Genomic DNA, 21,649 nt, shown 5'->3' with positions numbered 1-21,649 from the left:
AATGGATGAGACCGCCCGCCCGCGCCGGGTGGCCGCCGTGCCCCCGGCGTCCGGCGAAGCTCCGGCACCCACGCCCGAGGAGCTGATGGGCCGCGTCGCCAAGGGCGACGAGCGCGCGTTCGAGCTGCTCTACGCACAGCTGTCCGGCCCGGTTTACGGCCTGGTCCGGCGGATCGTGCGCGATCCCGCGCAGTCCGAGGAGGTGACCCAGGAGGTCCTGATCGAGCTGTGGAAGACGGCCACCCGCTACAACGCGGACAAGGGCAGCGCGCTGAACTGGGCGATGACCCTGGCGCACCGCCGGGCCGTCGACCGGGTGCGCTCGGCCCGGGCGAGCACCGAACGCGAGCAGAAGGCGACCTTCGAAGCGGCCAGGGAGCGCCCGTTCGACGAGGTGGCCGAGTCAGCCACCGCGAGCCTGGAGCGCTCGCAGGTGCGGCGATGCCTGAAATTCCTCACCGAGCTGCAGCGCGAGTCCGTGCTGCTGGCCTACTACCAGGGCTACACCTACCGCGAGGTCGCCGACGTGCTGGCGGCGCCGCAGGGGACGATCAAGACGAGGATGCGCGACGGGCTGATCCGGCTGCGCGACTGCCTGGGGGGGACGGCATGACCACGCCGGACTTGCACATGTTGACCGGGGCGTACGCGCTCGACGCTCTGTCGGATGTCGAGCGCGCGCAGTTCCGCCGTCACCTCGTGCAGTGCGAGGCCTGCGCGCAGGAGGTCCGCGAGCTGCTGGCGACCGCGGGACGGCTCGGCGCGGCGATGGCCGAGGAGCCGCCGCCCGAGATGAAGGACCGCGTGCTCGCCGCCATGCGCACCACGCGCCAGCTCCCGCCCGCCACCGCGCCGGAGCCGGCCGGGAAGCCGCGGGCCCACCGCCGCTGGGCGCTGGGCATCGCCGCGGCCGCCGCGGTCGTCGGCCTCGCCCTCGCCGGGGTGTTCGGCGGGATCGCGCTGCACACCCAGGACCGGCTGACCACCGCCCAGGAACAGCTCGGCCAGGTCCGCGACCGCTATCAGCCGGTGTCTCAGCTGCTGGCCGCGCCGGACGTGAAGACCGCGCACACGGCCGCGTCCGGGGGTGGCGGCGGGACCGTGCTGGTCTCGAAGCAGCTCGACCGCATGCTGTTCCTGGACGACGGCCTGCCGCCGTACCCCGCGGGGCACGTCTACCAGGCCTGGCTGATGGGCCCGGGGATCGCGCCGCGCCCGGTCGGCCTGCTGCCCGGCGGGCCGGACGGCTCGCTCGTCGTGGCCGACGGGCTCGGCCGCGCCGAGCAGGTCGGGATCAGCGTCGAGCAGGCCGGCGGCTCGCCCACCGGGAAGCCCTCGTCCGACGTCGTCCTGGTGCTGCCGATGCCGGTGTGAGAACCCGCTCGTGAGTGCCTATGACGGTTAGAACCGTCATAGGCACTCACGAGCTTTTTCGGCCACGCGCGCTGCGCTGACGGGGCCTCTGCTCTTGCGCCCGCGTTCGTGTTGTGGCAAAACACCTTTGCCGCACACGGCGTGGCTACTGGATTCGAGCCAGCCCGGTGCCTACCGTCCTGCTCTAACGCCGGTGGTTGACATAACTCTGATTCTCGAGTTGAGGGTGAGGGTTGCGGCTCCGGCGGGCAGCACGAGCACATCACGATCAGGAAGGCGGACCCGATGACGCCCCCGCACAACTACCTTGCGGTGATCAAGGTCGTCGGCATCGGCGGCGGCGGCGTGAACGCCGTGAACCGGATGATCGAGGTCGGCCTCAAGGGTGTCGAGTTCATCGCGGTGAACACCGACGCGCAGGCACTGCTCATGTCCGACGCCGATGTCAAGCTCGACATCGGCCGCGAACTCACCCGTGGCCTCGGCGCCGGCGCCGCGCCCGAAGTGGGCCAGAAGGCCGCGGAGGACCACCGCGAAGAGATCGAAGAGGTCATCAAGGGCGCCGACATGGTGTTCGTGACGGCCGGCGAGGGCGGTGGCACCGGAACCGGCGGCGCCCCCGTGGTCGCGCAGATCGCCCGCAAGCTGGGCGCGCTGACCATAGGCGTCGTCACCCGCCCGTTCACCTTCGAGGGCAAGCGCCGCGGCAAGCAGGCCGAGGACGGCATCCAGCAGCTGCGCAACGAGTGCGACACGCTGATCGTGATCCCGAACGACCGGCTGCTGCAGCTCGGCGACATCGGCGTGTCCCTGATGGACGCGTTCCGCTCGGCCGACGAGGTGCTGCTCTCCGGTGTCCAGGGCATCACCGACCTGATCACCACCCCGGGCCTGATCAACCTGGACTTCGCCGACGTGAAGAGCGTGATGTCCGGCGCGGGCTCCGCGCTGATGGGCATCGGCTCGGCGCGCGGCGAGGGCCGCGCCATCCAGGCGGCGGAGAAGGCGATCAACTCGCCGCTGCTGGAGGCGTCCATGGACGGCGCCCACGGCGCGCTGCTGTCCATCGCGGGCGGCTCCGACCTCGGCCTGTTCGAGATCAACGAGGCCGCCTCGCTGGTGCAGGAGTCCGCGCACCCGGACGCGAACATCATCTTCGGCACGATCATCGACGACTCGCTCGGCGACGAGGTTCGGGTCACCGTGATCGCGGCCGGCTTCGACGCGGGCGCGCCGACGCACAAGAAGCTCGACCCGCCTGCGTTCGGCTCGCGTTCGGCCGGCAGCACGGCCACCGCCACCTCCGGGCACGTGGGCAACGGGCAGCCGCCCGCGGCTCCGCCCGCGGGCGCCACCCCGGTGCCGCCCGCGAGCAGCTCCGGCTACCCGGTCGCGCCGCCGCGCACGCACCCGCCGCTCCCGCAGCCCGGCACCCCGCCGGGCGGCCTGCCCCAGCCGGGCGGCAGCTCGCGCGGCTACTCGCCGATCGGCTCCGGCAACGGCGGCAGCCTGCCCAGCCGCCCGGCCACGGTGCACGACGACCCCTCGGACGACGAGGTCGACGTGCCGCCGTTCATGCGCCGGTAGGCACCGTTTTCCCGCGGCGAAGGCCACCTCGGACCGATCGAGGTGGCCTTCGCCGCGTTCGCGACCCCTGGGCAGGAAACGACCCTGGGTCCAAGACGACGCAGTGGGAGGATGGCCGGGTGCGAGTACGACGAGTGGTCACGACCAGGGCGGGCGGCGCTTCCCGCCCGCCGTACGACAGCTTCAACCTCGGCGACCACGTCGGTGACGACGACGGGAACGTGTTCGCCAACCGCAAGCGGCTGGCCACCGAGCTGGGCCTGGCCGAAGACCGGCTGGCCTGGATGGAGCAGGTGCACGGCCGCACGGCGACGATCGTCGACGGCACCGAGACCGCCGCGGCCGAGGCGACCGACGCGCTGGTGACGGCCGAACCCGGCGTCGCGTTGGTTGTGCTGGTCGCCGACTGCGTGCCGGTCCTGCTGGCCGACGCCGAGGCCGGCGTCATCGCGGCGGTCCACGCCGGACGGGTCGGCGCGCGCGTGGGCGTGGTCCCCGCGGCGCTGGCGGCGATGCGCGAGCTGGGCGCCGAACCCGGCCGCACCGAGGCGCTGCTGGGCCCGGCCATCTGCGGCGACTGCTACGAGGTGCCCGCCGAGATGGCGGCGGACGTCGAGAAGCACGTGCCCGGCAGCGCGGCCAAGACCCGCAAGGGAACGCCGGGCCTCGACCTGCGCGCGGGGCTGTGGCGCCAGCTCGCCGAGCACGGTGTCGGCAAGATCGGCGTGGACCCGCGCTGCACCGCGGAGGACAAGACGCTGTTCAGCTACCGCCGCGACGGCACCACCGGCCGGATCGCGGGCATCACCTGGCTGGAGGCGGAGTGATCGCCCCTGGTCGTCGCCGTGGCGCCGCCGGCGAGCGGCCCGATCTTGCAGCGGGCACGCCGTCCCGGCGAGGGGGAGTCCGATGACCGACGACCGCCTCGGCGAACTCGCCGCCTCCCTCAAATCGGTCGAGGAGCGGATCGTCGCCGCCTGCGCGGCCGCCGGCCGGGCCCGCGACGAGGTGCGCCTGGTCGGCGTCACCAAGACCTTCCCGGCGGCCGACGCCGCCCTGCTCACCGACCTCGGCCTGACCCAGCTCGCGGAGAACCGCGACCAGGAGGCCGGGCCGAAGGCGGCTGAGGTGGCCCGGCTGCGTCCGGACGCGGCGCCGCGCTGGCACATGGTCGGCAGCCTCCAGCGCAACAAGGCCCGTTCCGTGGTCCGGTGGGCGGCGGAGGTCCAGTCGGTCGACTCCGCCCGGCTGGCGGACGCGCTCGGCCGGGCTGTCGGTAACGCACAGGAGGCGGGGGAGCGCGCCGAACCGCTCGGCGTGCTGATCCAGGTGAGCCTCGACGGCGACCCCGCGCGGGGCGGGACGCCGCTGGGCGACCTCGCCGCGCTCGCCGACCACATCGCCCGTGTGGGGGAGTTGCGACTGCGCGGGGTGATGGCTGTGGCCCCCCTCGGCGAGGACCCGGACCGCGCCTTCGCCCGCCTGGTCCAGGCATCCGGGCGGCTTCGGGAAGATCACCCGAATGCCGTAGAAGTCTCCGCCGGAATGAGCCATGATCTCGAACAGGCGATCACGCACGGCTCGACCTGTGTGCGTGTCGGAACCGCGCTGCTCGGCGGGCGCGGTTTAGCCTCGCCGTAGGGAGTCCGCGTGGCCGTCACGTTTCGTGTGCGGCCGGGTGGGGTAGCACGGTGCGGGAGCGGCTAGGGCTAGGGAGAGGCATGAGCGCGCTGCAGAAGCTGAAGGCCTACTTCGGGATGGTGCCCGCAGACGAAGACGGCTACGAGGTCGAGGACGAAGAGTACCGCCGTGGTTACGACGACGAGTACGACACCTACGACGAGCCGCCGGCCCGGTCCCGGTCACGGTACCGCGAGCCTGATGACACGTACGACGAGCCCGCGCCGCGGTCCCGGTCACGGTCGGTCACGGCCGAGCCGACCACGCACGGCGCGCTGGCCGTCGACCGCCAGCCCGAGCCGGTCGCCCGGCTGCGCCCGCTCTCGGAGCCGGTGCGGACGCCGGCGCGCGACGCGCTGAGCCGGATCAAGACGCTGCACATGACGAGCTACGTCGAGGCGCGCCAGATCGGCGAGCACTACCGCGAGGGCATCCCGGTGATCATCAACCTCACCGAGATGGAGAACGCGGACGCGAAGCGGCTCGTCGACTTCTCCGCGGGCCTGGCGTTCGCGCTGCGGGGCTCGATGGACAAGGTCACCAACAAGGTGTTCCTTCTCTCACCGCCGGACGTCGATGTGACGGCTGAGGACCGTCGGCGGATCGCCGAGGGCGGATTGTTCCTGCGCGGCTGATCAGCCCGGACCGCTGGGCGCAGCAGAACGTGATTTTGTCGACTCGATGGGATGTCGCGGCCGCTGGCTGCGGCTTCTCCGGAGGTCCCCCGCTAGAGTGGTCGCGTGAATGCTGTGTGGCTGGTGGTCTGGTACGTGCTGTTCGCCTTCTGGCTGCTCTTGACGGCGCGTATCGTGATCGAGCTTGTGCGCACCTTCGCGCGTGAGTGGCGTCCCGCCGGAGGGGTTGCGGTCACGCTCGAGACCATCTACACAGTGACCGACCCGCCGGTTCGTCTGTTCAGACGAATGATCCCGATGGTTCGGATCGGCGGGATGGGACTGGACTTATCGATTATGGTGCTGCTGTTGGTTGTGTTCTTCGCGATGCAACTGGCAACTCCCAGGTGATCGGGGAAACTTGGGTGGACCCTGCAGGCCATGGAGTGCGTGAGGTGATCTGATGTCGTTGACCCCCGCTGACGTGCATAACGTCGCGTTCAGCAAGCCGCCCATCGGCAAGAGGGGCTACAACGAGGACGAGGTGGACGCGTTCCTCGACCTGGTGGAGACCGAGCTTGCCCGGTTGATCGAGGACAACAACGAGCTGCGGCAGCAGGTCGAACAGCTCGACAACGAGCTGGAATCGACCCGCGGTGAGCTCGAGAACGCGAAGGTGAGCGGTCCACCGCCGGTGCGGGAAGAGCCCTCCCGCCGGCTGGCGCCCGTGCCGCCCCCCGCTTCGGCGATGGAGCAGACACAGGCCCATTCGATGGTCGGCGGTGACAGTGGCGAGCCGAACGTCCAGGCCGCCAAGGTCCTCGGCCTGGCCCAGGAGATGGCCGACCGGCTGACCGCCGAGGCCAAGACGGAGTCCGACGGCATGCTGGCGGAGGCGCGGACCAAGTCCGAGCAGCTGCTCTCCGATGCCCGGGCGAAGTCCGACTCGATGGTCAACGAGGCCCGCACGCGGGCCGAGACCATGCTGAACGACGCGCGCACGCGGGCCGAGACGCTGGAGCGTCAGGCCCGTGACAAGGCGACCACGATGGAACGCGAGTCGCAGCGCAAGTACACCGAGACGATGAACAACCTGAACGCCGAGAAGGGCGCTCTGGGCAAGAAGATCGAGGAGCTGCGCACGATCGAGCGGGAGTACCGCACGAGGCTGCGCGGATTCCTCGAGTCCCAGCTGCGTGAGCTCGACGACCGGGGATCGGCGGCGCCGGCTTCGGCCTCGTCGAACTCGGGCCAGCCGGCCGGCTCCGGCAACGGCCAGGGCTACTCGTTCGGCCCGCGGGCCGAAGCGGGCTGAGTTTTTCACGCCTCGTTTTTCACGCCTAGGCCCCGGCGCGCGTGAGTCCCACGCGCGCCGGGACCGGCTGTCTTTTTGCGTGACTGCCCCGTCGTCCGCCGGATCCCGGCGACGGCGGGGCTTTCGCCGTGCGTGTGGTCGCGCCCGCCACGGAAAGCACTTGCGGGAGTACGGGGCGTGGGCGTTTCGTAACCCGGTATTCCACCGGTTCGTGCTCTAATTCAGCGTGCTCTACATCGTCCTCATTCTGGTGCTGGCGGCGCTCGCGCTGCTCGTCACGGCCCTCATCACGGCCACCTCGCTGTGGGCCTGGGTCTCGATCGGCCTGTCGGTGCTCGCCGGGCTGATCCTGCTCGTCGACTGGCTGCGCCGCCGCAAGCGGGCCGCCGCGGCAGCACCGTCCACGCAGGACGGTGCTGACGCCGAGGACAGCGCGGACGCAAAAGACACCAAGGACGCCGGGGACACCGCCGAGGACGCGGACAAGGAAGATGCGGAGGCGACCGCTCTCCTCCCCTCCACGGGTGAACTCGGCGATCCGGCGGACGTGCCGGACCCGGTGATCGAGCCGGAAGACGAGCCCGAACCGGCCGCTGCCGAGACCACGGCCGAGACCACGGCCGAGACCACCGTCGCGGACTCACCCGCGCCCGCCGCGGCTGTCGCGACCAAGGTCACCAAGGCAGACCCCACCCGTGAGAACGCGCCCGGCGAGGAGGAGACGGCGGCCGACGACCTGGCCATCGTCTCGGACCTCGAGGACGAGGTGGTCGTCGTCGACGAGTACCCCCGCTATCACCTGGTGGACTGCGGCTGGCTCTCCGGCCGCGACACCATCCCGATCGCCGTCGGCGAGGCCCGGCAGCTCGGCTTCACCCCGTGCGCCCGCTGCGGCCCGGACGCCGTGCTCGCCGCCGCCCACCGCTGACCCTCCTCAGATCGTCACGCCCAGCACATCACGCAGAGCGACCGCGCCCTCCGGGGTGAGGCGGACGGCGCGGTGGGCTTCCGCGCGGCGGCGCAGCCAGCCCGCGTCCAGCAGGCGGCCGGTCAGCTCCGCGCCCAACGCGCCCGCCAGATGGTGTCGCTGCTCGCTCCAGTCGAGGCAGAAACGCAGCAACGGGCGCCGGCTCGCGGACGCAGCGGCGAGGTCCACCCCCAGCGCGCCGAACACGGTCTCGGCAGCGGGGCCGAGCGCGTACGGATGTTCCTTGAGCTGTGCGGAAATCCGGTCCCCTTCGCGACGTTTGGTGTCCGGCCGGCCATCCACAGTGACCAGTGCCTCCCGCTCCAGCAAGGCCGCGGTGACGGCGACGCCCAGCTGACCGGCGATGTGGTCGTAACAGGTCCGCGCGGACCGAAGGGCCTGCGCCCGGGTGCCCTCCCTCAGCGAGCGCACCGGCCGGGCGGGGGAGAACCGCGCCAGCGTCTCCAGCAGCTCCGGCGCGGGACCGGCGAGCCGGTAGAACCGGTGGCGCCCGGAGCGTTCGGCGGTGAGCAGGCCCGCGTCGAGCAGTTTGGCCAGGTGCGCGCTGACCCCCTGCGCCGACAGCCCGGCTTCGGCCGCGAGCACGGACGCGGCGAGCGAACGGCCGTCCGCGAGGGCCAGCAGCACGCGCACCCGCGCCCGGTCGGCGAACAGCGCGGCGGTGCGGGCGATGTCGGCATCTCCTTCGAGCATGGTCCCAGGGTGCACCCGGCACACTTCCACCGCGACGGAAGTTTTCGCGCGGTTCACTCCGGGACATGCGATCCGCCGTCCTGATCACCATGTGCGCCGGGATGTTCCTGGTGCAGCTCGATGTCACCGTCGTCAACGTCGCCCTGCCCACGATCGGCGCCGAGCTGAACGCCGGGCTCGCGCAGCTGCAATGGGTGGTCGACGGCTACTCCGTGGTGCTCGCCGCGCTGTTGCTCACCGGCGGCGCGCTCGGCGACGCGCTGGGCCATCGCGGGGTGGTGCTGATCGGGCTCGCGGTATTCGGCGCGGCTTCCGCGCTGTGCGGGCTGGCGGGCAGCGCCGCCTGGCTCGTCGCGGCGCGCGCTGCGCAGGGAGCCGGCGCCGCGTTGCTGCTGCCTGGGACTCTCGCCGTGATCACCGCGGCCTTTCCCGAACGGCGTGAACGCGCTCGTGCGCTGGGTGTCTGGGCGGGCGTGTCCGCGCTCGCCCTGCCGGCGGGCCCGCTGCTGGGCGGCGTGCTCGTCTCACTGGCCGGCTGGCGGCCGGTGTTCTGGCTCAACGTGCCGATCGCCGCCGTCGCGATGATCGCCACGCGGCGGCTGGTCCCGCCGGGCGTCCGGAAGCCGGGACGCATCGACCTGCCGGGCGCCGCGACTGCCGCTCTCACGCTCGGCTCCGGGACGTACGCGGTGATCGCTGGACAGCCCCTCGCCGCGGTGCTCGCGGTCGCTGCCGCCGTCACGTTCGTCGCCGCCGAACGCCGGGCGCGGGAGCCGATGCTGCCGTTCGACGTCGTGCGCGCCCCGGCGACGATCGGCGCGAACCTGGTGTCCGGCGCGATGAACTTCGTCGGGCTGGGCGCGGTCCTCGTGTTGACGCTGTACCTGCAGCGGGTGCTCGGCGCGTCCCCGCTCGGCGCCGCGCTGGCCGTGCTGCCGCTGTTCGTCCCGCTTTCACTGCTCGGCCCGCTGAGCGGACGGCTCACCGGCCGGTTCGGCCCGCGGCCGCTGATGCTGGCCGGACTCCTGGTCGGCGCGCTGGGCCTGCTGAACCTGCTGCGGATCGGGACCACCAGCGGGTACGCCACGGTGCTGCCGACGCTGCTCGGCCTCGGGCTGGGCATGGGGCTGCTCACCGCCGCCGTCGTCACCGCCGCGGTGGCGGACGTGCCGTCCTCGCGCGCCGGTGTCGCGAGCGGGGTCAACAACACCGCGCGACAGGCCGGCGGCGCGCTCGGCGTGGCCGTTTTCGGTGCGGTGGCAGGAGAACCGGCCGCCCGCGGTGAATTCGTGCACGGCCTGCACGTGCTCGGCGTGGTGGCCGCGGCGCTCTGGCTCGCGTGTGCCGGACTCACTTGGGCGACCCAGCCCCGTCGCCGGGCCGTGGCCGGGTGAGCCGACGAGGCCCAGGGGCACTCGAACCGGTTTGCGCCGGCCAGCTAACCTGGTGACAGCAAGGCGCTGATCCGGCCATCACCGGGGAGCCTCCGGAAGAACCGGGCGCGGCGCGCCCCCAGTAGAACCGGACGGGTGCGGCCCGTGACAGCCGTCCACGAGTGGCCCGGAGCGGAGGTTCGCCCCGGGCAAGCGGGGTGGTACCGCGTGGCGTGCGAGCGTCTCGTCCCCGTGTGGAGGACCGGTGTGGCACCGGCCGTCCGTACGAGAGCGACGAACGCAAGGAGCGCACCCGGATGTACCCCCAGGCCCAGCTGGACGGAGCGGACGGAACGAACGCCGTCCCGTCCCAGCCGTCGTTCCCCGCGCTGGAGCAGCGCGTCCTCGAGTACTGGGAGAGCGACCGGACGTTCCAGGCGTCGATCGACCAGCGCCCGGCCGGGCAGAACGGCGACAACGAGTTCGTCTTCTACGACGGCCCGCCCTTCGCGAACGGCCTGCCGCACTACGGCCACCTGCTCACCGGTTACGTGAAGGACATCGTCCCGCGCTACCGGACCATGAAGGGCAATCACGTCGAGCGCCGGTTCGGCTGGGACACCCACGGCCTGCCCGCCGAACTCGAGGCGATGCGCCAACTCGGCATCACCGAGACCACCGAGATCGAAGAGATGGGCATCGCGAAGTTCAACGAGGCTTCGCGCGAGTCCGTGCTGCGCTACACCGACGAGTGGCAGGACTACGTCACCCGCCAGGCGCGCTGGGTGGACTTCGAAAACGACTACAAAACGCTCGACGTCACCTACATGGAGTCGGTGCTCTGGGCGTTCAAGCAGTTGTGGGACAAGGGACTCGTCTACGAGGGCTACCGCGTGCTGCCCTACTGCTGGCGAGACGCCACGCCGCTGTCCAACCACGAGCTGGGCATGGACGCGGACGTCTACCGCAACCGCCAGGACCCGGCGGTCACCGTCGGGTTCCGCCTGGAGGGCAACGGGAACGAGCTCGACGGCACGTACCTGCTGATCTGGACGACCACCCCGTGGACGCTGCCGTCCAACCTGGCCACCGCGGTACACCCCGAGGTCGATTACGTGGTGGTGGAGAGCGAGAACTTCCCCGGCAAGCGGTTCCTGCTCGCCGAGGCGCGGGTCGCCGCGTACTCGCGCGAGCTGGGCGAGGAGCCGGCCGTGGTGGCGCGCTACACCGGGGCGCAGCTGCTCGGAAACCGTTACGCCCCACCGTTCCCGTACTTCGTCGGCACGGAGAACGCGCACCGGGTGCTGTCCGCGGACTACGTCACCACCGAGGACGGCACCGGCGCCGTGCACATCGCGCCCGCGTACGGCGCGGAGGACAAGGTGGTCACCGACGCCGCCGGGATCACCCCCGTGACGCCGGTCGACGCGCACGGCAAGTTCGACGCCACCGTGCCGGACTACGAGGGCGAGCAGGTCTTCGACGCCAACGCGGACATCGTCCGGGACCTCAAGAACGGCACCGGTGCCGCGGGCCGCCAGGGCGCGGTGCTGCTGCGGCACGAGACCTACGACCACTCGTACCCGCACTGCTGGCGCTGCCGGAACCCGCTGATCTACCGCGCCGTCTCGTCGTGGTTCGTCGCGGTGACGCAGTTCAAGGACCGGATGGTCGAGCTGAACCAGCAGATCACCTGGTACCCGGGCAACGTCAAGGACGGCCAGTTCGGCAAGTGGCTGGAGAACGCCATCGACTGGTCGATCTCCCGCAACCGCTACTGGGGCTCGCCGATCCCGGTGTGGCAGTCCGACGACCCGGCGTACCCGCGCACCGACGTCTACGGCTCGCTCGACGAGCTGGAGCGCGACTTCGGCGTGCGCCTGGACAACCTGCACCGGCCGTACATCGACGAGCTGACCCGGCCGAACCCGGACGACCCGACCGGGAACTCGACCATGCGCCGGGTGCCCGAGGTGCTCGACGTCTGGTTCGACTCGGGCTCGATGCCGTACGCCCAGGTGCATTACCCGTTCGAGAACGCCGAGTGGTTCGAGCACCACTACCCGAGCGACTTCATCGTGGAGTACATCGGCCAGACCCGCGGCTGGTTCTACCTGCTGCACGTGCTCGCCACCGCGCTGTTCGACCGGCCGGCGTTCCGCACCTGCATTTCGCACGGCATCGTGCTTGGCTCCGACGGGCAGAAGATGTCCAAGTCGCTGCGGAACTACCCGGACGTCAACGAGGTGTTCGAGCGCGACGGCTCCGACGCCATGCGCTGGTACCTGATGGCGAGCCCGATCCTGCGCGGCGGCAACCTGGTCGTGACCGACCGGGGCATCCGCGACGCCGTGCGCCAGGCCGTGCTGCCGCTGTGGAACTCGTACTACTTCCTGGCCCTGTACGCGAACGCCGAGGGCGTGGACGGCAAGTGGCGCACGGATTCCCCGCACCTGCTCGACCGGTACGTGCTGGCCAAGACCCACGAGCTGGTCACCGACGTCGAGTACGCGCTGGACAACTACGACATCGCCGGCGCCTGCCAGACCGTGCGTGATTTCCTCGAGGTGCTCACGAACTGGTACGTGCGGCGCTCGCGGGACCGCTTCTGGGCAGGGGAGCAGGACGCGATCGACACCCTGCACACCGTGCTCGAGGTGACCTGCCGCGTCGTCGCGCCGCTGCTGCCGCTGACCACGGAAACGGTGTGGCGCGGGCTGACCGGCGGCCGCTCGGTGCACCTGACGGACTGGCCGAACGCGCTCGACCTGCCGTCCGACGCGGCGCTGGTGACCTCGATGGACCGGGTGCGCCAGGTGGCGTCCTCGGCGCTTTCCTTGCGCAAGGCGAACAAGCTGCGCGTGCGGCTGCCGCTGGCGCGACTGGTGGTGGCGGCGGGCGACGTCGAGGCGCTGCGCGAGTTCACCGACATCCTGCGCGACGAGGTGAACGTCAAGTCCGTGGAGCTGACCGCCGATGTGGCCGCGCACGGCGAGTTCGAGGTCGCGGTCAACGCGCGGGCGGCCGGGCCGCGGCTGGGCAAGACCGTGCAGCAGGTGATCAAGGCGGTCAAGGCGGGCGACTGGACCACCGGCCCCGGCGGCGCGGTCGTGGCCGCGGGCGTCGAGCTGCTCGACAGCGAGTACGACCGCCGTCTGGTCGCCAAGGACGGCGGCGCGGCGGCCGAGCTGCCCGGTGGGTCCGGGCTGGTCGTGCTGGACACCGAGGTCACCGCCGACCTCGCCGACGAGGGCGTGGCCCGTGACCTGGTGCGTGTGGTGCAGCAGGCCCGGCGCGACGCGGACCTCGACGTCGCGGACCGCATCACGCTGGTGATCGACGCGCCGGAGGCCACGGTCGCGGCCGTGCGCAAGCACGAGGAGTTCGTCGCGGCCGAGACGTTGGCCACGGCGGTGTCCTACGGCGAGGCGTCCGGCGGCTTCGAGGGCACGGTCGGCGAAGGCGTGAAGGTGCGCGTGGCGGTCGCCAAGGCCTGACCCCGGCCTCTTCCCTGCGCCCTGAAGGCCACCATGAGGGCATATACGTCCCTCATGGTGGCCTTCAGGGCCGGTGTCCTGGTGCGGAGCGGGTGTCGCCGGGTAACGCTCTGAGCCGCCGAGCGATGGGCAAGCTGGGCCGGGTGCGCGAACGCCGCACGGGCCAGGGGGAGAGTTCACGGTGAGTCCTGCGGGCAAAAGAGGCGTGCTGATCGGCGGCGCCGTCGCGGTGGTCGCGATCGTGGTGGCAGCGGTGGTCCTGCTCAGCGGCGGGAGCCCGGCTCCGGCAGCGTCCTCACCAGGACAGGCTCCGGCCTCGGACGTGGTGCAGGCGCCCGATCCGACCTCGGCGGCGGACCAGTACCTGAAGGCGCTGTCCTCGAGCGACACCGACGGCGCGAGCCGGCTGACCGACGACCCGTCCGGCTCGGCCGCCGTCCTGCGCGACGCCTGGGCCACGTTGAAGCCGACCGGGATGCAGGCCAAGCTCGGCACGGTCGGCGCGCCCGCGGGGGACAAGGCGTCCGCCGCGTACACCATGACCTGGACGCTCGGCGCCGGCCACGTGTGGTCCTACGACGGTTCGTTCGACGTCGTGCGGTCCGGCCCGGAATGGCGGGTGCACTGGACGCCCGCGGCCCTCCAGCCGAAGCTGCAGGCCGGGCAGCGCCTGGTCGTCGCGACCTCGTCGGGGGACGAGCCCGCGGTGGTCGACCGCGACGGCAAGCCGATCCTGACGAGCGGCCCCGGCGGCACCCGGATGGCCGACGGAGCGGCGTTCCCGCTGCTCCAGACGGCGCTGACCGGGCAGGTCCGCGCCACCTCCTCGGACGCGTTCGCGGTCGAGCGGGTGGACACGTCGGGCAAGAACCTGGAGACGCTGTTCGGCAAGACCACCAGCGGGACGCCGGCGCTGAAGTCCACGCTGAGCGTCGCGGTCGAGTCGGCGGCGCAGACGGCCGTGGACGGCTTCGGCGGCAAGGCCCTGATCGTGGCGATCCAGCCGTCGACCGGCGGGGTGCTGGCGGTGGCGCAGAACGCCGCGGCCGGGACCGGGCCGTCGGCGCTGAGCGGGCTGTACGCGCCCGGCTCGACGTTCAAGATCGCGACGGCGACGGCCGCGCTGGAGGCCGGGATCGCCACCCCGGACGCGTCGCTGCCGTGCCCGCTGACCGCGCGGATCGGCACCCGGACCATCTCCAACGAGGGCTTCGACCTGGGCACGGTGCCGATGCACCGGGCGTTCGCGAAGTCGTGCAACACCACGTTCGGGACCCTGGCGTCGCAGCTGCCTGCCGACGGGCTGGCGAAGGCGGCCAGCCAGTTCGGCCTGAACGCGGACTTCGACATCCCGGGCGTCGCCACCGAAACCGGCAAGGTGGTCGCGGCCGCGGGCGCCGACGAGCAGGTCGAGGACGGCATCGGGCAGGGCACGGTGCAGGTCAGCCCGTTCGGCGAGGCGCTGATGGCCGCGACGGTGGCGGCGGGCAAGGCCGTGACGCCGAGCCTGTGGTCGGACCCGGACCTGGCGACCAAGGTGTCGACGCGTTACACCGCGCCGCCCGCTAGCGTGCTGGCTTCGGTGCGCACGATGATGCGGGAGGTGGTCACCGGTGGCACCGCGACCGGGTTGTCCCGCTCCGGCACCGTCTTCGGCAAGACCGGCACCGCCCAGTTCGGCTCCGGCGCCGAGGCCCACGGCTGGTTCACCGGCTACCGCGGCGACGTCGCCTTCGTGGTTTTCCTGGAGGGCGCCAACGATTCCGGCCCCGCGGTCACGCTGGGCGCGAAGTTCCTGGCCGGGGTGAAGTAGCCGACTGTCGTTAATGGACAGAGAAGCACCGCGCTGAGTGGTGGTCCCACGACGCTCGGTGCCGCCCGGGCGTCCTAGCACGGCCACTTGTCCGAATTATCCGGTGGTACACGAAGGAGTGAAGGCCCCCGCTTACTATCCTGGACGCCGGAGACCCGGAGGGAGCGGACGATGGACCAGCTTCCCGTGCTTCTGGGAGTCGGCGGGGTGGTGCTGCTCGCGTCCGTCGTCGCGGTGCGCGTCTCGATCCGGCTCGGGTTCCCTTCGCTGCTGCTCTACCTCGCGATCGGCGTGGTGCTGGGCGAATCCGGGTTCGGCATCCGGTTCGACAACCCCGCCCTGACCCAGTCGCTCGGCCTGGCCGCGCTGGTCATGATCCTCACCGAGGGCGGCCTGACCACGCGCTGGTCCGCGGTGAAACCCTCGCTGGGGCGTGGAATCGTACTGTCCACAGTGGCCGTTGTGCTGAGCGTCGCGATCACCGGCGCCGCGCTGCACTGGCTGCTGGGCCTCGACTGGCGGCTCGCGCTGCTGTGGGGCGCGGTGCTCGCGTCGACCGACGCCGCGGCGGTGTTCTCGGTGCTGCGCTCGGCCGGGGTGGGCAAGCGGATCGTCGGCACGCTGGAGCTGGAGTCCGGCATCAACGACGCGCCCGCGTACATCGCCGTGGTCGTGCTCGCGTCCGGGGACACAGTGGACTGGTCGTTGCCGCTGTTGGTAATTTACGAGCTGGCCGCAGGTTTGGCCATCGGCCTGCTGTTCGGCTGGCTGGGCGCGATGGCGCTGCGGCGGGCCGCGTTGCCGGCCACCGGCCTGTACCCGCTGGCGACGGTCGCGGTGTGCGTGGTGGCCTACTCGTCCGGGCAGCTGGCGCACGCTTCGGGCCTGCTCGCCACGTACGTCGCCGGGCTGGTGCTGGGCAATTCCAAGCTGCCGCACCGGTCCGACACGCTCTCGTTCGCCGAAGGGCTCGGCTGGCTCGCGCAGATCGGGCTGTTCGTGCTGCTCGGCCTGTTCGCCTCGCCGAGCCGGCTGCTGGAGACGCTGGTGCCCGGCCTGGTCGCGGGCGCGGTGGTGCTGCTGCTCGCGCGGCCGCTGTCGGTGGTGCTCTCGCTGCTGCCGTTCCGGCTGCCCTGGCGGGAACAGGCGTTCCTGTCCTGGGCCGGGCTGCGCGGGGCGGTGCCGATCGTGCTCGCGATGATCCCGCTGTCCGAGGGCGTGCCGGGCGCCGAACAGCTGGTCGACGCGGTGTTCGTGCTGGTCATCGTGCTGACGCTGCTGCAGGGCGCCACGCTCGCCCCGTTCGCCCGGCTGCTGGGCCTGGCCAAGCCGGCCGAGGCCCACGAGATCGAGGTCGACGCCGCGCCGCTGGACGAGCTGGGCGCCGAGCTGCTCCAGGTGCGCATCCAGAAGGGCTCGAAGCTGCACGGCGTGTACATCTCGGAGCTGGGGTTGCCGGTCGGCGCCACGGTGAGCCTGATCGTCCGATCCGGCGCGGGTTTCACGCCGCAGAAAACGAGCCGCTTGCAGGTGGAGGACCAGCTTCTGGTGGTGACCACCGCGAGTGTCCGCGACGCGGTGGAGCGGCGGATCCGCGCCGTGGACCGGGCCGGGCGCCTGGCCCGCTGGCGCGGCGAAGACGGCCGCTGACCGTTCCGCCGGACGTGTGACCGCGGTCTCAGATCGCGGGACGGGGCTGGCTTGCACCCACTCCGTTCGGTTACCTTCGAAAACAGGTCATGAGTGCCAGCGCGAAGCCCCGGCTTGCTGGCCGGCAACCCTCCTACCGCGGTGGGGTGCCCCGGGTGAGGACCAGGCCGGTCGCGTACTGCGGCAGGCAAGCGCGGGCCCCTCGCCGGGGGTCCCCCGGACTGCCGAGGAGGCACCCTCATGACTCTCGCCCTCGATCGCTCCTGCACCACCGAAGCCACCGAAGCCACCGAAGCCGCTGAAACCGTTGCGCCCCAGGCGATCCCGGCTGTCGCCGGGGCGAGCCTGCGGGTGCCGCTGGTGACCGGCGGCGAGATCGGCTACGCGAACCTCGACCACGCCGCCAGCGCGCCCTGCCTGGACGCGGTGCGCACGGCCGTCGACGAGTTCCTGCCCTGGTACGCGAGTGTCCACCGTGGCGCGGGCTTCGCGTCGCAGGTCTCGACGCGGCTGTACGAGCGCACCCGCGACATCCTTCGCCGCTTCGTCGACGCGCGCGGCACCGACACCGTCGTGTTCACGCGCAACACCACGGATTCGTTCAACCTGCTGGCCCGTTCCTTGCCGCAGAACACTTCCGTGGTCGTGTTCGACACCGAGCACCACGCCGCGCTGCTGCCGTGGCGAGGCCGGAACGTCCGCCGCGTCAGCCTCCCGCGCACGCGGCTCGCCGCAGTGTCCGTTGTGGACGAAGCGCTCGCGGACTGCCCGCAGGGCCCGCGGCTGGTGGTGGTGACCGGGGCGTCCAATGTGACCGGTGAGCTGCTCCCGGTGGCCGAGATCGCCGCGGTGGCACGGAAACACGGCGCCCGCATCGCGCTCGACGCGGCCCAGCTCGCGCCGCACCGCCGCATCTCGCTGCGGGAGCTGGACGTGGACTACGTCGCGCTGTCGGGCCACAAGCTGTACGCGCCGTTCGGCGCCGGCGCGCTGATCGGCCGCGCGGACTGGCTGCGCGCCGCCCCGCCGTACCTCGCCGGCGGCGGCGCGACCAAGCTGGTCACCGAGGAGGCCGTGGTCTGGAATTCCGGGCCGGAGCGGCACGAGGCGGGCTCGCCGAACACCGTGGGCGTGTATGCGCTCGGGGTCGCGTGCGAGCAGCTGGCCGCGCAGTGGGACGCCGTCGGCGAGCACGAGGCCGAGCTGCTGGAGCGGCTGCGCAAGGGCCTGGCCGGCATCCCCGGCTGCGCCGAGCTGCGGCTGTTCGACGCGCCGGTCGACCGGGTCGGCACGGTGAGCTTTGTGGTCGACGGCTTCGAGCCCGGCTGGCTCGCCGCGGTGCTTTCGGCCGAGTACGGCATCGGCGTCCGCGACGGCGCCTTCTGCGCGCACGTCGCCACGAAGCGCCTGATCGGCGTGGCCGGCGGCGAAGGGCAGCAGGCCGTGCGCGTCAGCCTCGGCCTCGGCAGCACGGCGGAGCACGTGGACCGCCTGGTGCTTGCTCTCCGTCAGATCGCGGCCCGTGGCGCGCGCTGGCAGTACGAGAAGGTGGACGGCCGCTGGGCGCCCGTCGGGGACCCGCGCGAGCTTCCTCCGTTCTGCTCCTGAGCACCCGGCCGGTCCGCTAGGGTCGGGCCGATGGGGAAGGTGCCGCGGTACGCGTTTCCATTGGCCCTGCTGGGTTTCGCCGAGCTGGCGGTGACCGGCGTGCAGCTTGCCACCGCGCAGAACCGGCCGGTGTCCTACGACGTCGCGGTGGCCGTCAAGGGGGATGCGGGCTTTACCACGCAGCAGCTCGTGGGCGGACCCGGATCGGTGCACGCCTATAGCCAGCCGCCCCTGGTCCCGGCGACGTCCGTGCCCGCGGGATTCGCGCCGTCGAACAGCTGGCTGATCATGCTCGCGCTGGTGGTGGCGGCCGTCCTGGCCGGCTACGCGGTCGCCGCCCCCCGGGCCGGGACGCCCTACCGCACCGGCCGGTTCGTGCTGGTGCTGGTGGGCGGGGTGCTGGCCGTGCCGCTGCTCGACCTGCTCGCGTTCACGCAGTTCGGCCTCCCGTCGGCGATGCGCGGCCCGGCGCTCGCGGCGCTCGGGCTGCTGCTGCTCGCCTGGTACGAACGGAGCGTGTTCGTCGCAGTCGTTTCGGTGCTGTTCGCGGTGCTCGCCGCGGTGCTCATGCCGTCACCCGCCGGGGTCGTGCTGTCGGGCGCGGTGCTGCTGGCGGCGGCGTTCGCGGCGGTCGCCGGGCCCGCGAAGTGGCGTCCGCGGCCTGCCGCCGGGACCGGCTGAGCCCGTAACGTGGACAATGGTCGGGTGAGCACCGAGCCCTCCTCCTCTGAACACGACGTCGCGAAGCCTGCCGAGGCCCCCGAACCGGCTCCGGCCGAGGCCGTGGCGCCGCCGGAACCCGAGGCCGAGCCGGCCGCCGCCCCGCTGCCCAAGCGCCGGGTCGGGCTGGTGTTCGCCGTCGCCGTGGTGATCTGGGTGATCGACCTGGTGACGAAGAACCTGGTCGCGGCGAACCTGGAGGGCAAGGAGCCGGTCCGCATCCTCGGCGGGCTGATCTACCTGCAGGTGATCCGGAACCCGGGCGCCGCGTTCTCCATGGCCACCGGCATGACCTGGGTGCTCGCGCTGGTCGCGGCGGCCGTGGTGGTCGCGATCATCTGGCTGTCGCGGCGGCTGCGCTCGATCGGCTGGGCGATCGGGCTCGGCCTGGTGCTCGCGGGCGCGCTCGGCAACCTGACCGACCGCATCTTCCGCGCCCCCGGCCCGCTGCGCGGCCACGTCGTCGACTTCATCTCGGCGTTCGCCCCGAACGGCGAGGGCTTCGCGATCTTCAACATCGCCGACTCGGCCATCTGCTGCGGCGGGGTGCTGATCGTCCTGCTGTCGCTGCTCGGCAAGGACTACGACGGCACCTCCACCCGGACCAAGAAAGAGGAGTCCGCGTGAGCGCCCGGATGCTGCCCGTCCCGGACGGGCTCGACGGGATGCGCGTGGACGCCGGGCTGGCCAAGCTGCTCGGCCTCTCGCGCACGGTCGTCGCGGAGCTCGCGGCGGCCGGTGAGGTGCTGCTGGACGGCCAGCCGGCCGGCAAGTCCGACCGGCTCTCGGCCGGCGGCCTGCTGGAGGTCACGCTGCCCGAGCCGGCGAACCCGGTCGAGGTTGTCGCCGAGGCGGTCGAGGGCATGCGGATCCTGCATGACGACGACGACATCGTGGTGATCTCCAAGCCGGTCGGCGTCGCCGTGCACCCGAGCCCGGGCTGGACCGGCCCGACGGTGGTCGGCGGGCTGGCCGCCGCGGGGCTGCGGATCGCGACGTCGGGCGCCGCCGAGCGCCAGGGCGTCGTGCACCGCCTCGACGCGGGCACCACGGGTGTGATGGTGGTGGCCAAGAGCGAGCACGCGTACACCGTGCTCAAGCGCGCGTTCAAGGAGCGCACCGTCGACAAGGGTTATCACGCCGTGGTCCAGGGCCACCCGGACCCGACGCGCGGCACCATCGACGCCCCGATCGACCGCCACCCCCGCCACGACTACAAGTTCGCCGTGGTCGCGGGCGGCCGCCCGAGCGTGACCCACTACGAGGTGGTGGAGGCGTTCCGCGCCGCTTCGCTGGCCCACGTGAAGCTGGAAACCGGCCGGACGCACCAGATCCGCGTGCACTTCTCCGCGCTGCGCCACCAGTGCGTCGGCGATCTGACGTACGGCGCGGACCCGGTGCTCGCGCGCAAGCTCGGCCTGACCCGCCAGTGGCTGCACGCCCGCACACTCGGCTTCGCACACCCGGCCGACGGCCGCTGGGTGGAGTTCGAGGCCGAGTACCCGGACGACCTGGCCCACGCCCTGCAACTGCTGCGCGACGAGAACTAAGCCTCGACGGCCCAGGTCAGCGTGCGGTCGTCCGGCTCGGGTCGGGGGCTCCAGCGGACCGAGACCACGCGGGTGGCGTCCGGGAGGATGTAGACGGTGTGCCCGCCGAGCGTCTCGCCCGGCCGCACCCCGATCTTGTGCGGCGGCCGCGAAGTGAGCGAGACCGGTGCCTTCCCGACCGTCGCCCCGTCCTCGGTGACGAGTTCGAGGTAGTTGTCCGGCAGCGATGCGAATCCCACCGAGCCGCGGTTGGTGATCTCCGTGTGCACCACCACGGACCGCTCACCCTCCTCGAGCCGGTACCCGGCCGCGCCGAACAGGTAGTCCGCCGGGTCCTGGACTTCCAGCAGCTGCACGGTGAGCTGCTCGCCCTCGAGCCCCTCGGTCGCCAGCACCTCGCCGATCCGCCCCTGCTTACCCCCCGGCGGCCCGCTCCGTCGCGGCTCGTCGCCGCGCGCCCAGGACGCCGTCTGTGGCACTCCCCAGGTGCTGACGAGGGGATTGGCGTGGTTTTGCACCGCGTACGGGCCTGAGGGCACTCCTGCGTACGGTCCGGAGGCTGCGCCTGGCTGGGTCTGGGGTGCTCCGGAGTACGGACCTGACGGCGTGCCTTGGACTGCGTGAGCCCCGGACGGTCCACCGTGGACGGCTTGGCCGCCCGGCCCGTTCTGCCCGGGCCCGCCTGGCCCCTGGGAGAACGGCGCCATCCCGGCAAATCCCTGGCCGGGCTGCTGCTGCGGCATCGGCCCGGACTGCGGCTGTTGCTGCATCGTTTGGTGCTGCTGATGCGATGCCTGCCCGCCCTGCTGCTGTTGCTGGGATGCCTGCCCCGGCTGCTGCGACATCGGCTGCTGGAGCGCATGCCCGGCCTGTTGCTGCATCGGCTGCTGGGATGCCTGTCCGCCCTGCGGCTGTTGCTGGTGCGCCTGGCCCTGCTGCTGCTGCTGGAACGCTTGCCCCGCCTGGGATTGCTGCGGCGTCAGGAACTGCTGGGGCGCCAACTGCTGTGATTGATGCGGCTGAGACTGCTGCGGTGACGGATATTGCTGCGGGGATGCCATCGCCCCGGACGGCGGCTGGGCCGGCACCTGTCCCGACGCCGTCTGCTGCGCCCCCGCCTGAGCCCAAGACGGCGGTGCAGCCGAAATCGCCGCCCGCAACCCGCTGGGATCACTCTCGACCCCGAC

At 72.0% G+C, this 21,649-nt stretch carries 18 protein-coding genes, 1 pseudogene and 1 riboswitch; of the genes and pseudogenes, 17 read left to right on the top strand and 2 right to left on the bottom strand.

Annotated features, from left to right (window positions below; translation table 11 throughout):
* Position 1 precedes the first annotated feature (1 nt).
* The 9 genes from sigK (at position 2) to OG371_RS45945 (ending at position 7,498) form a co-directional block, all read left to right on the top strand.
* Positions 2–613, top strand: a complete 612-nt coding sequence (sigK, locus tag OG371_RS45985) for an ECF RNA polymerase sigma factor SigK (protein ID WP_329063835.1) — start codon at positions 2–4, stop codon at positions 611–613.
* Positions 610–1,374 (top strand): anti-sigma factor, encoded by a 765-nt coding sequence (locus tag OG371_RS45980; RefSeq protein WP_329063833.1) that lies wholly within the window; start codon positions 610–612, stop codon positions 1,372–1,374. Before sigK ends, OG371_RS45980 begins: the two co-directional genes overlap by 4 nt.
* Positions 1,375–1,659: 285 nt before the next feature.
* Entirely contained in the window at positions 1,660–2,961 is a 1,302-nt protein-coding gene (ftsZ, locus tag OG371_RS45975) for a cell division protein FtsZ (protein ID WP_329063831.1), read from the top strand.
* A 119-nt stretch (positions 2,962–3,080) separates the two neighbouring features.
* Entirely contained in the window at positions 3,081–3,788 is a 708-nt protein-coding gene (gene pgeF / locus OG371_RS45970) for a peptidoglycan editing factor PgeF (RefSeq protein ID WP_329063828.1), read from the top strand.
* An 82-nt stretch (positions 3,789–3,870) separates the two neighbouring features.
* Positions 3,871–4,602 carry a YggS family pyridoxal phosphate-dependent enzyme gene (locus tag OG371_RS45965; RefSeq protein ID WP_329063826.1) on the top strand — a complete coding sequence of 244 codons (732 nt, stop codon included), beginning with the start codon at positions 3,871–3,873 and terminating at the stop codon, positions 4,600–4,602.
* 80 nt (positions 4,603–4,682) lie between these two features.
* Positions 4,683–5,276, top strand: a complete 594-nt coding sequence (locus OG371_RS45960; RefSeq protein WP_329063824.1) for a cell division protein SepF — start codon at positions 4,683–4,685, stop codon at positions 5,274–5,276.
* A gap of 114 nt (positions 5,277–5,390) precedes the next feature.
* Positions 5,391–5,666: a YggT family protein gene (locus tag OG371_RS45955; protein WP_091616814.1), complete on the top strand. Its 276-nt coding sequence runs from the start codon at positions 5,391–5,393 to the stop codon at positions 5,664–5,666.
* A 52-nt stretch (positions 5,667–5,718) separates the two neighbouring features.
* The gene (gene wag31 / locus OG371_RS45950) at positions 5,719–6,570 is read left to right on the top strand and encodes a DivIVA-like cell division protein Wag31 (protein WP_091616816.1); all 852 of its coding nucleotides are present in this window, start codon (positions 5,719–5,721) and stop codon (positions 6,568–6,570) included.
* A 226-nt stretch (positions 6,571–6,796) separates the two neighbouring features.
* A complete protein-coding gene (locus OG371_RS45945; RefSeq protein WP_329063821.1) occupies positions 6,797–7,498 on the top strand; it encodes a hypothetical protein in 702 nt (233 codons plus the stop codon).
* 6 nt (positions 7,499–7,504) lie between these two features.
* Here OG371_RS45945 and OG371_RS45940 read toward each other — a convergent pair whose 3' ends face one another.
* Entirely contained in the window at positions 7,505–8,251 is a 747-nt protein-coding gene (locus tag OG371_RS45940; protein WP_329063820.1) for an ArsR/SmtB family transcription factor, read from the bottom strand.
* Positions 8,252–8,316: 65 nt separating this feature from the next.
* Here OG371_RS45940 and OG371_RS45935 point away from each other — a divergent pair, with 65 nt between their 5' ends.
* The 8 genes from OG371_RS45935 to OG371_RS45900 all read left to right on the top strand — a co-directional run bounded on the left by OG371_RS45935 (position 8,317) and on the right by OG371_RS45900 (position 20,462).
* A complete protein-coding gene (locus OG371_RS45935; RefSeq protein ID WP_329063818.1) occupies positions 8,317–9,645 on the top strand; it encodes an MFS transporter in 1,329 nt (442 codons plus the stop codon).
* 296 nt (positions 9,646–9,941) lie between these two features.
* Positions 9,942–13,121, top strand: a complete 3,180-nt coding sequence (gene ileS, locus OG371_RS45930) for an isoleucine--tRNA ligase (protein ID WP_329073445.1) — start codon at positions 9,942–9,944, stop codon at positions 13,119–13,121.
* Between the two features lie 181 nt (positions 13,122–13,302).
* Positions 13,303–14,934: a penicillin-binding transpeptidase domain-containing protein gene (locus OG371_RS45925; RefSeq protein WP_329063816.1), complete on the top strand. Its 1,632-nt coding sequence runs from the start codon at positions 13,303–13,305 to the stop codon at positions 14,932–14,934.
* Between the two features lie 171 nt (positions 14,935–15,105).
* Entirely contained in the window at positions 15,106–16,584 is a 1,479-nt protein-coding gene (locus OG371_RS45920; RefSeq protein ID WP_329063814.1) for a potassium/proton antiporter, read from the top strand.
* A gap of 85 nt (positions 16,585–16,669) precedes the next feature.
* Positions 16,670–16,784, top strand: a riboswitch (SAM riboswitch).
* Between the two features lie 40 nt (positions 16,785–16,824).
* The gene (locus OG371_RS45915; protein ID WP_329063812.1) at positions 16,825–18,192 is read left to right on the top strand and encodes an aminotransferase class V-fold PLP-dependent enzyme; all 1,368 of its coding nucleotides are present in this window, start codon (positions 16,825–16,827) and stop codon (positions 18,190–18,192) included.
* A 30-nt stretch (positions 18,193–18,222) separates the two neighbouring features.
* Entirely contained in the window at positions 18,223–18,873 is a 651-nt protein-coding gene (locus OG371_RS45910; protein WP_329063810.1) for a hypothetical protein, read from the top strand.
* A gap of 24 nt (positions 18,874–18,897) precedes the next feature.
* Complete coding sequence (gene lspA / locus OG371_RS45905) at positions 18,898–19,539, top strand: signal peptidase II (protein ID WP_442876058.1); 642 nt, start codon at positions 18,898–18,900, stop codon at positions 19,537–19,539.
* Positions 19,536–20,462 carry an RluA family pseudouridine synthase gene (locus OG371_RS45900; RefSeq protein WP_329063808.1) on the top strand — a complete coding sequence of 309 codons (927 nt, stop codon included), beginning with the start codon at positions 19,536–19,538 and terminating at the stop codon, positions 20,460–20,462. The genes lspA and OG371_RS45900 overlap by 4 nt, the downstream gene beginning before the upstream one ends.
* Here the strand turns inward: OG371_RS45900 and OG371_RS45895 are convergent.
* Positions 20,459–21,305: pseudogene (locus tag OG371_RS45895) on the bottom strand (AsnC family protein); the annotation flags it as partial. The gene OG371_RS45900 and the pseudogene OG371_RS45895 sit on opposite strands and share 4 nt — an antisense overlap.
* Positions 21,306–21,649 lie beyond the last annotated feature (344 nt).

It is taken from the genome of Amycolatopsis sp. NBC_01480, from assembly GCF_036227205.1.
Classification (GTDB): Bacteria; Actinomycetota; Actinomycetes; order Mycobacteriales; family Pseudonocardiaceae; genus Amycolatopsis.
The sequence above is the reverse complement of the archived record's forward strand: the minus strand, read 5'-3'. Positions and strand labels throughout refer to the sequence as shown.

What these genes read in the sequence shown, in the direction of transcription:
- sigK (WP_329063835.1), top strand. Translation starts at nt 2, where the DNA reads ATGGATGAGACCGCCCGCCCGCGCCGGGTGGCCGCCGTGCCCCCGGCG.
- OG371_RS45980 (WP_329063833.1), top strand. Translation starts at nt 610, where the DNA reads ATGACCACGCCGGACTTGCACATGTTGACCGGGGCGTACGCGCTCGAC.
- ftsZ (WP_329063831.1), top strand. Translation starts at nt 1,660, where the DNA reads ATGACGCCCCCGCACAACTACCTTGCGGTGATCAAGGTCGTCGGCATC.
- OG371_RS45965 (WP_329063826.1), top strand. Translation starts at nt 3,871, where the DNA reads ATGACCGACGACCGCCTCGGCGAACTCGCCGCCTCCCTCAAATCGGTC.
- OG371_RS45960 (WP_329063824.1), top strand. Translation starts at nt 4,683, where the DNA reads ATGAGCGCGCTGCAGAAGCTGAAGGCCTACTTCGGGATGGTGCCCGCA.
- wag31 (WP_091616816.1), top strand. Translation starts at nt 5,719, where the DNA reads ATGTCGTTGACCCCCGCTGACGTGCATAACGTCGCGTTCAGCAAGCCG.
- OG371_RS45940 (WP_329063820.1), bottom strand. Translation starts at nt 8,251, where the DNA reads ATGCTCGAAGGAGATGCCGACATCGCCCGCACCGCCGCGCTGTTCGCC.
- OG371_RS45935 (WP_329063818.1), top strand. Translation starts at nt 8,317, where the DNA reads ATGCGATCCGCCGTCCTGATCACCATGTGCGCCGGGATGTTCCTGGTG.
- ileS (WP_329073445.1), top strand. Translation starts at nt 9,942, where the DNA reads ATGTACCCCCAGGCCCAGCTGGACGGAGCGGACGGAACGAACGCCGTC.
- OG371_RS45920 (WP_329063814.1), top strand. Translation starts at nt 15,106, where the DNA reads ATGGACCAGCTTCCCGTGCTTCTGGGAGTCGGCGGGGTGGTGCTGCTC.
- OG371_RS45915 (WP_329063812.1), top strand. Translation starts at nt 16,825, where the DNA reads ATGACTCTCGCCCTCGATCGCTCCTGCACCACCGAAGCCACCGAAGCC.
- OG371_RS45910 (WP_329063810.1), top strand. Translation starts at nt 18,223, where the DNA reads ATGGGGAAGGTGCCGCGGTACGCGTTTCCATTGGCCCTGCTGGGTTTC.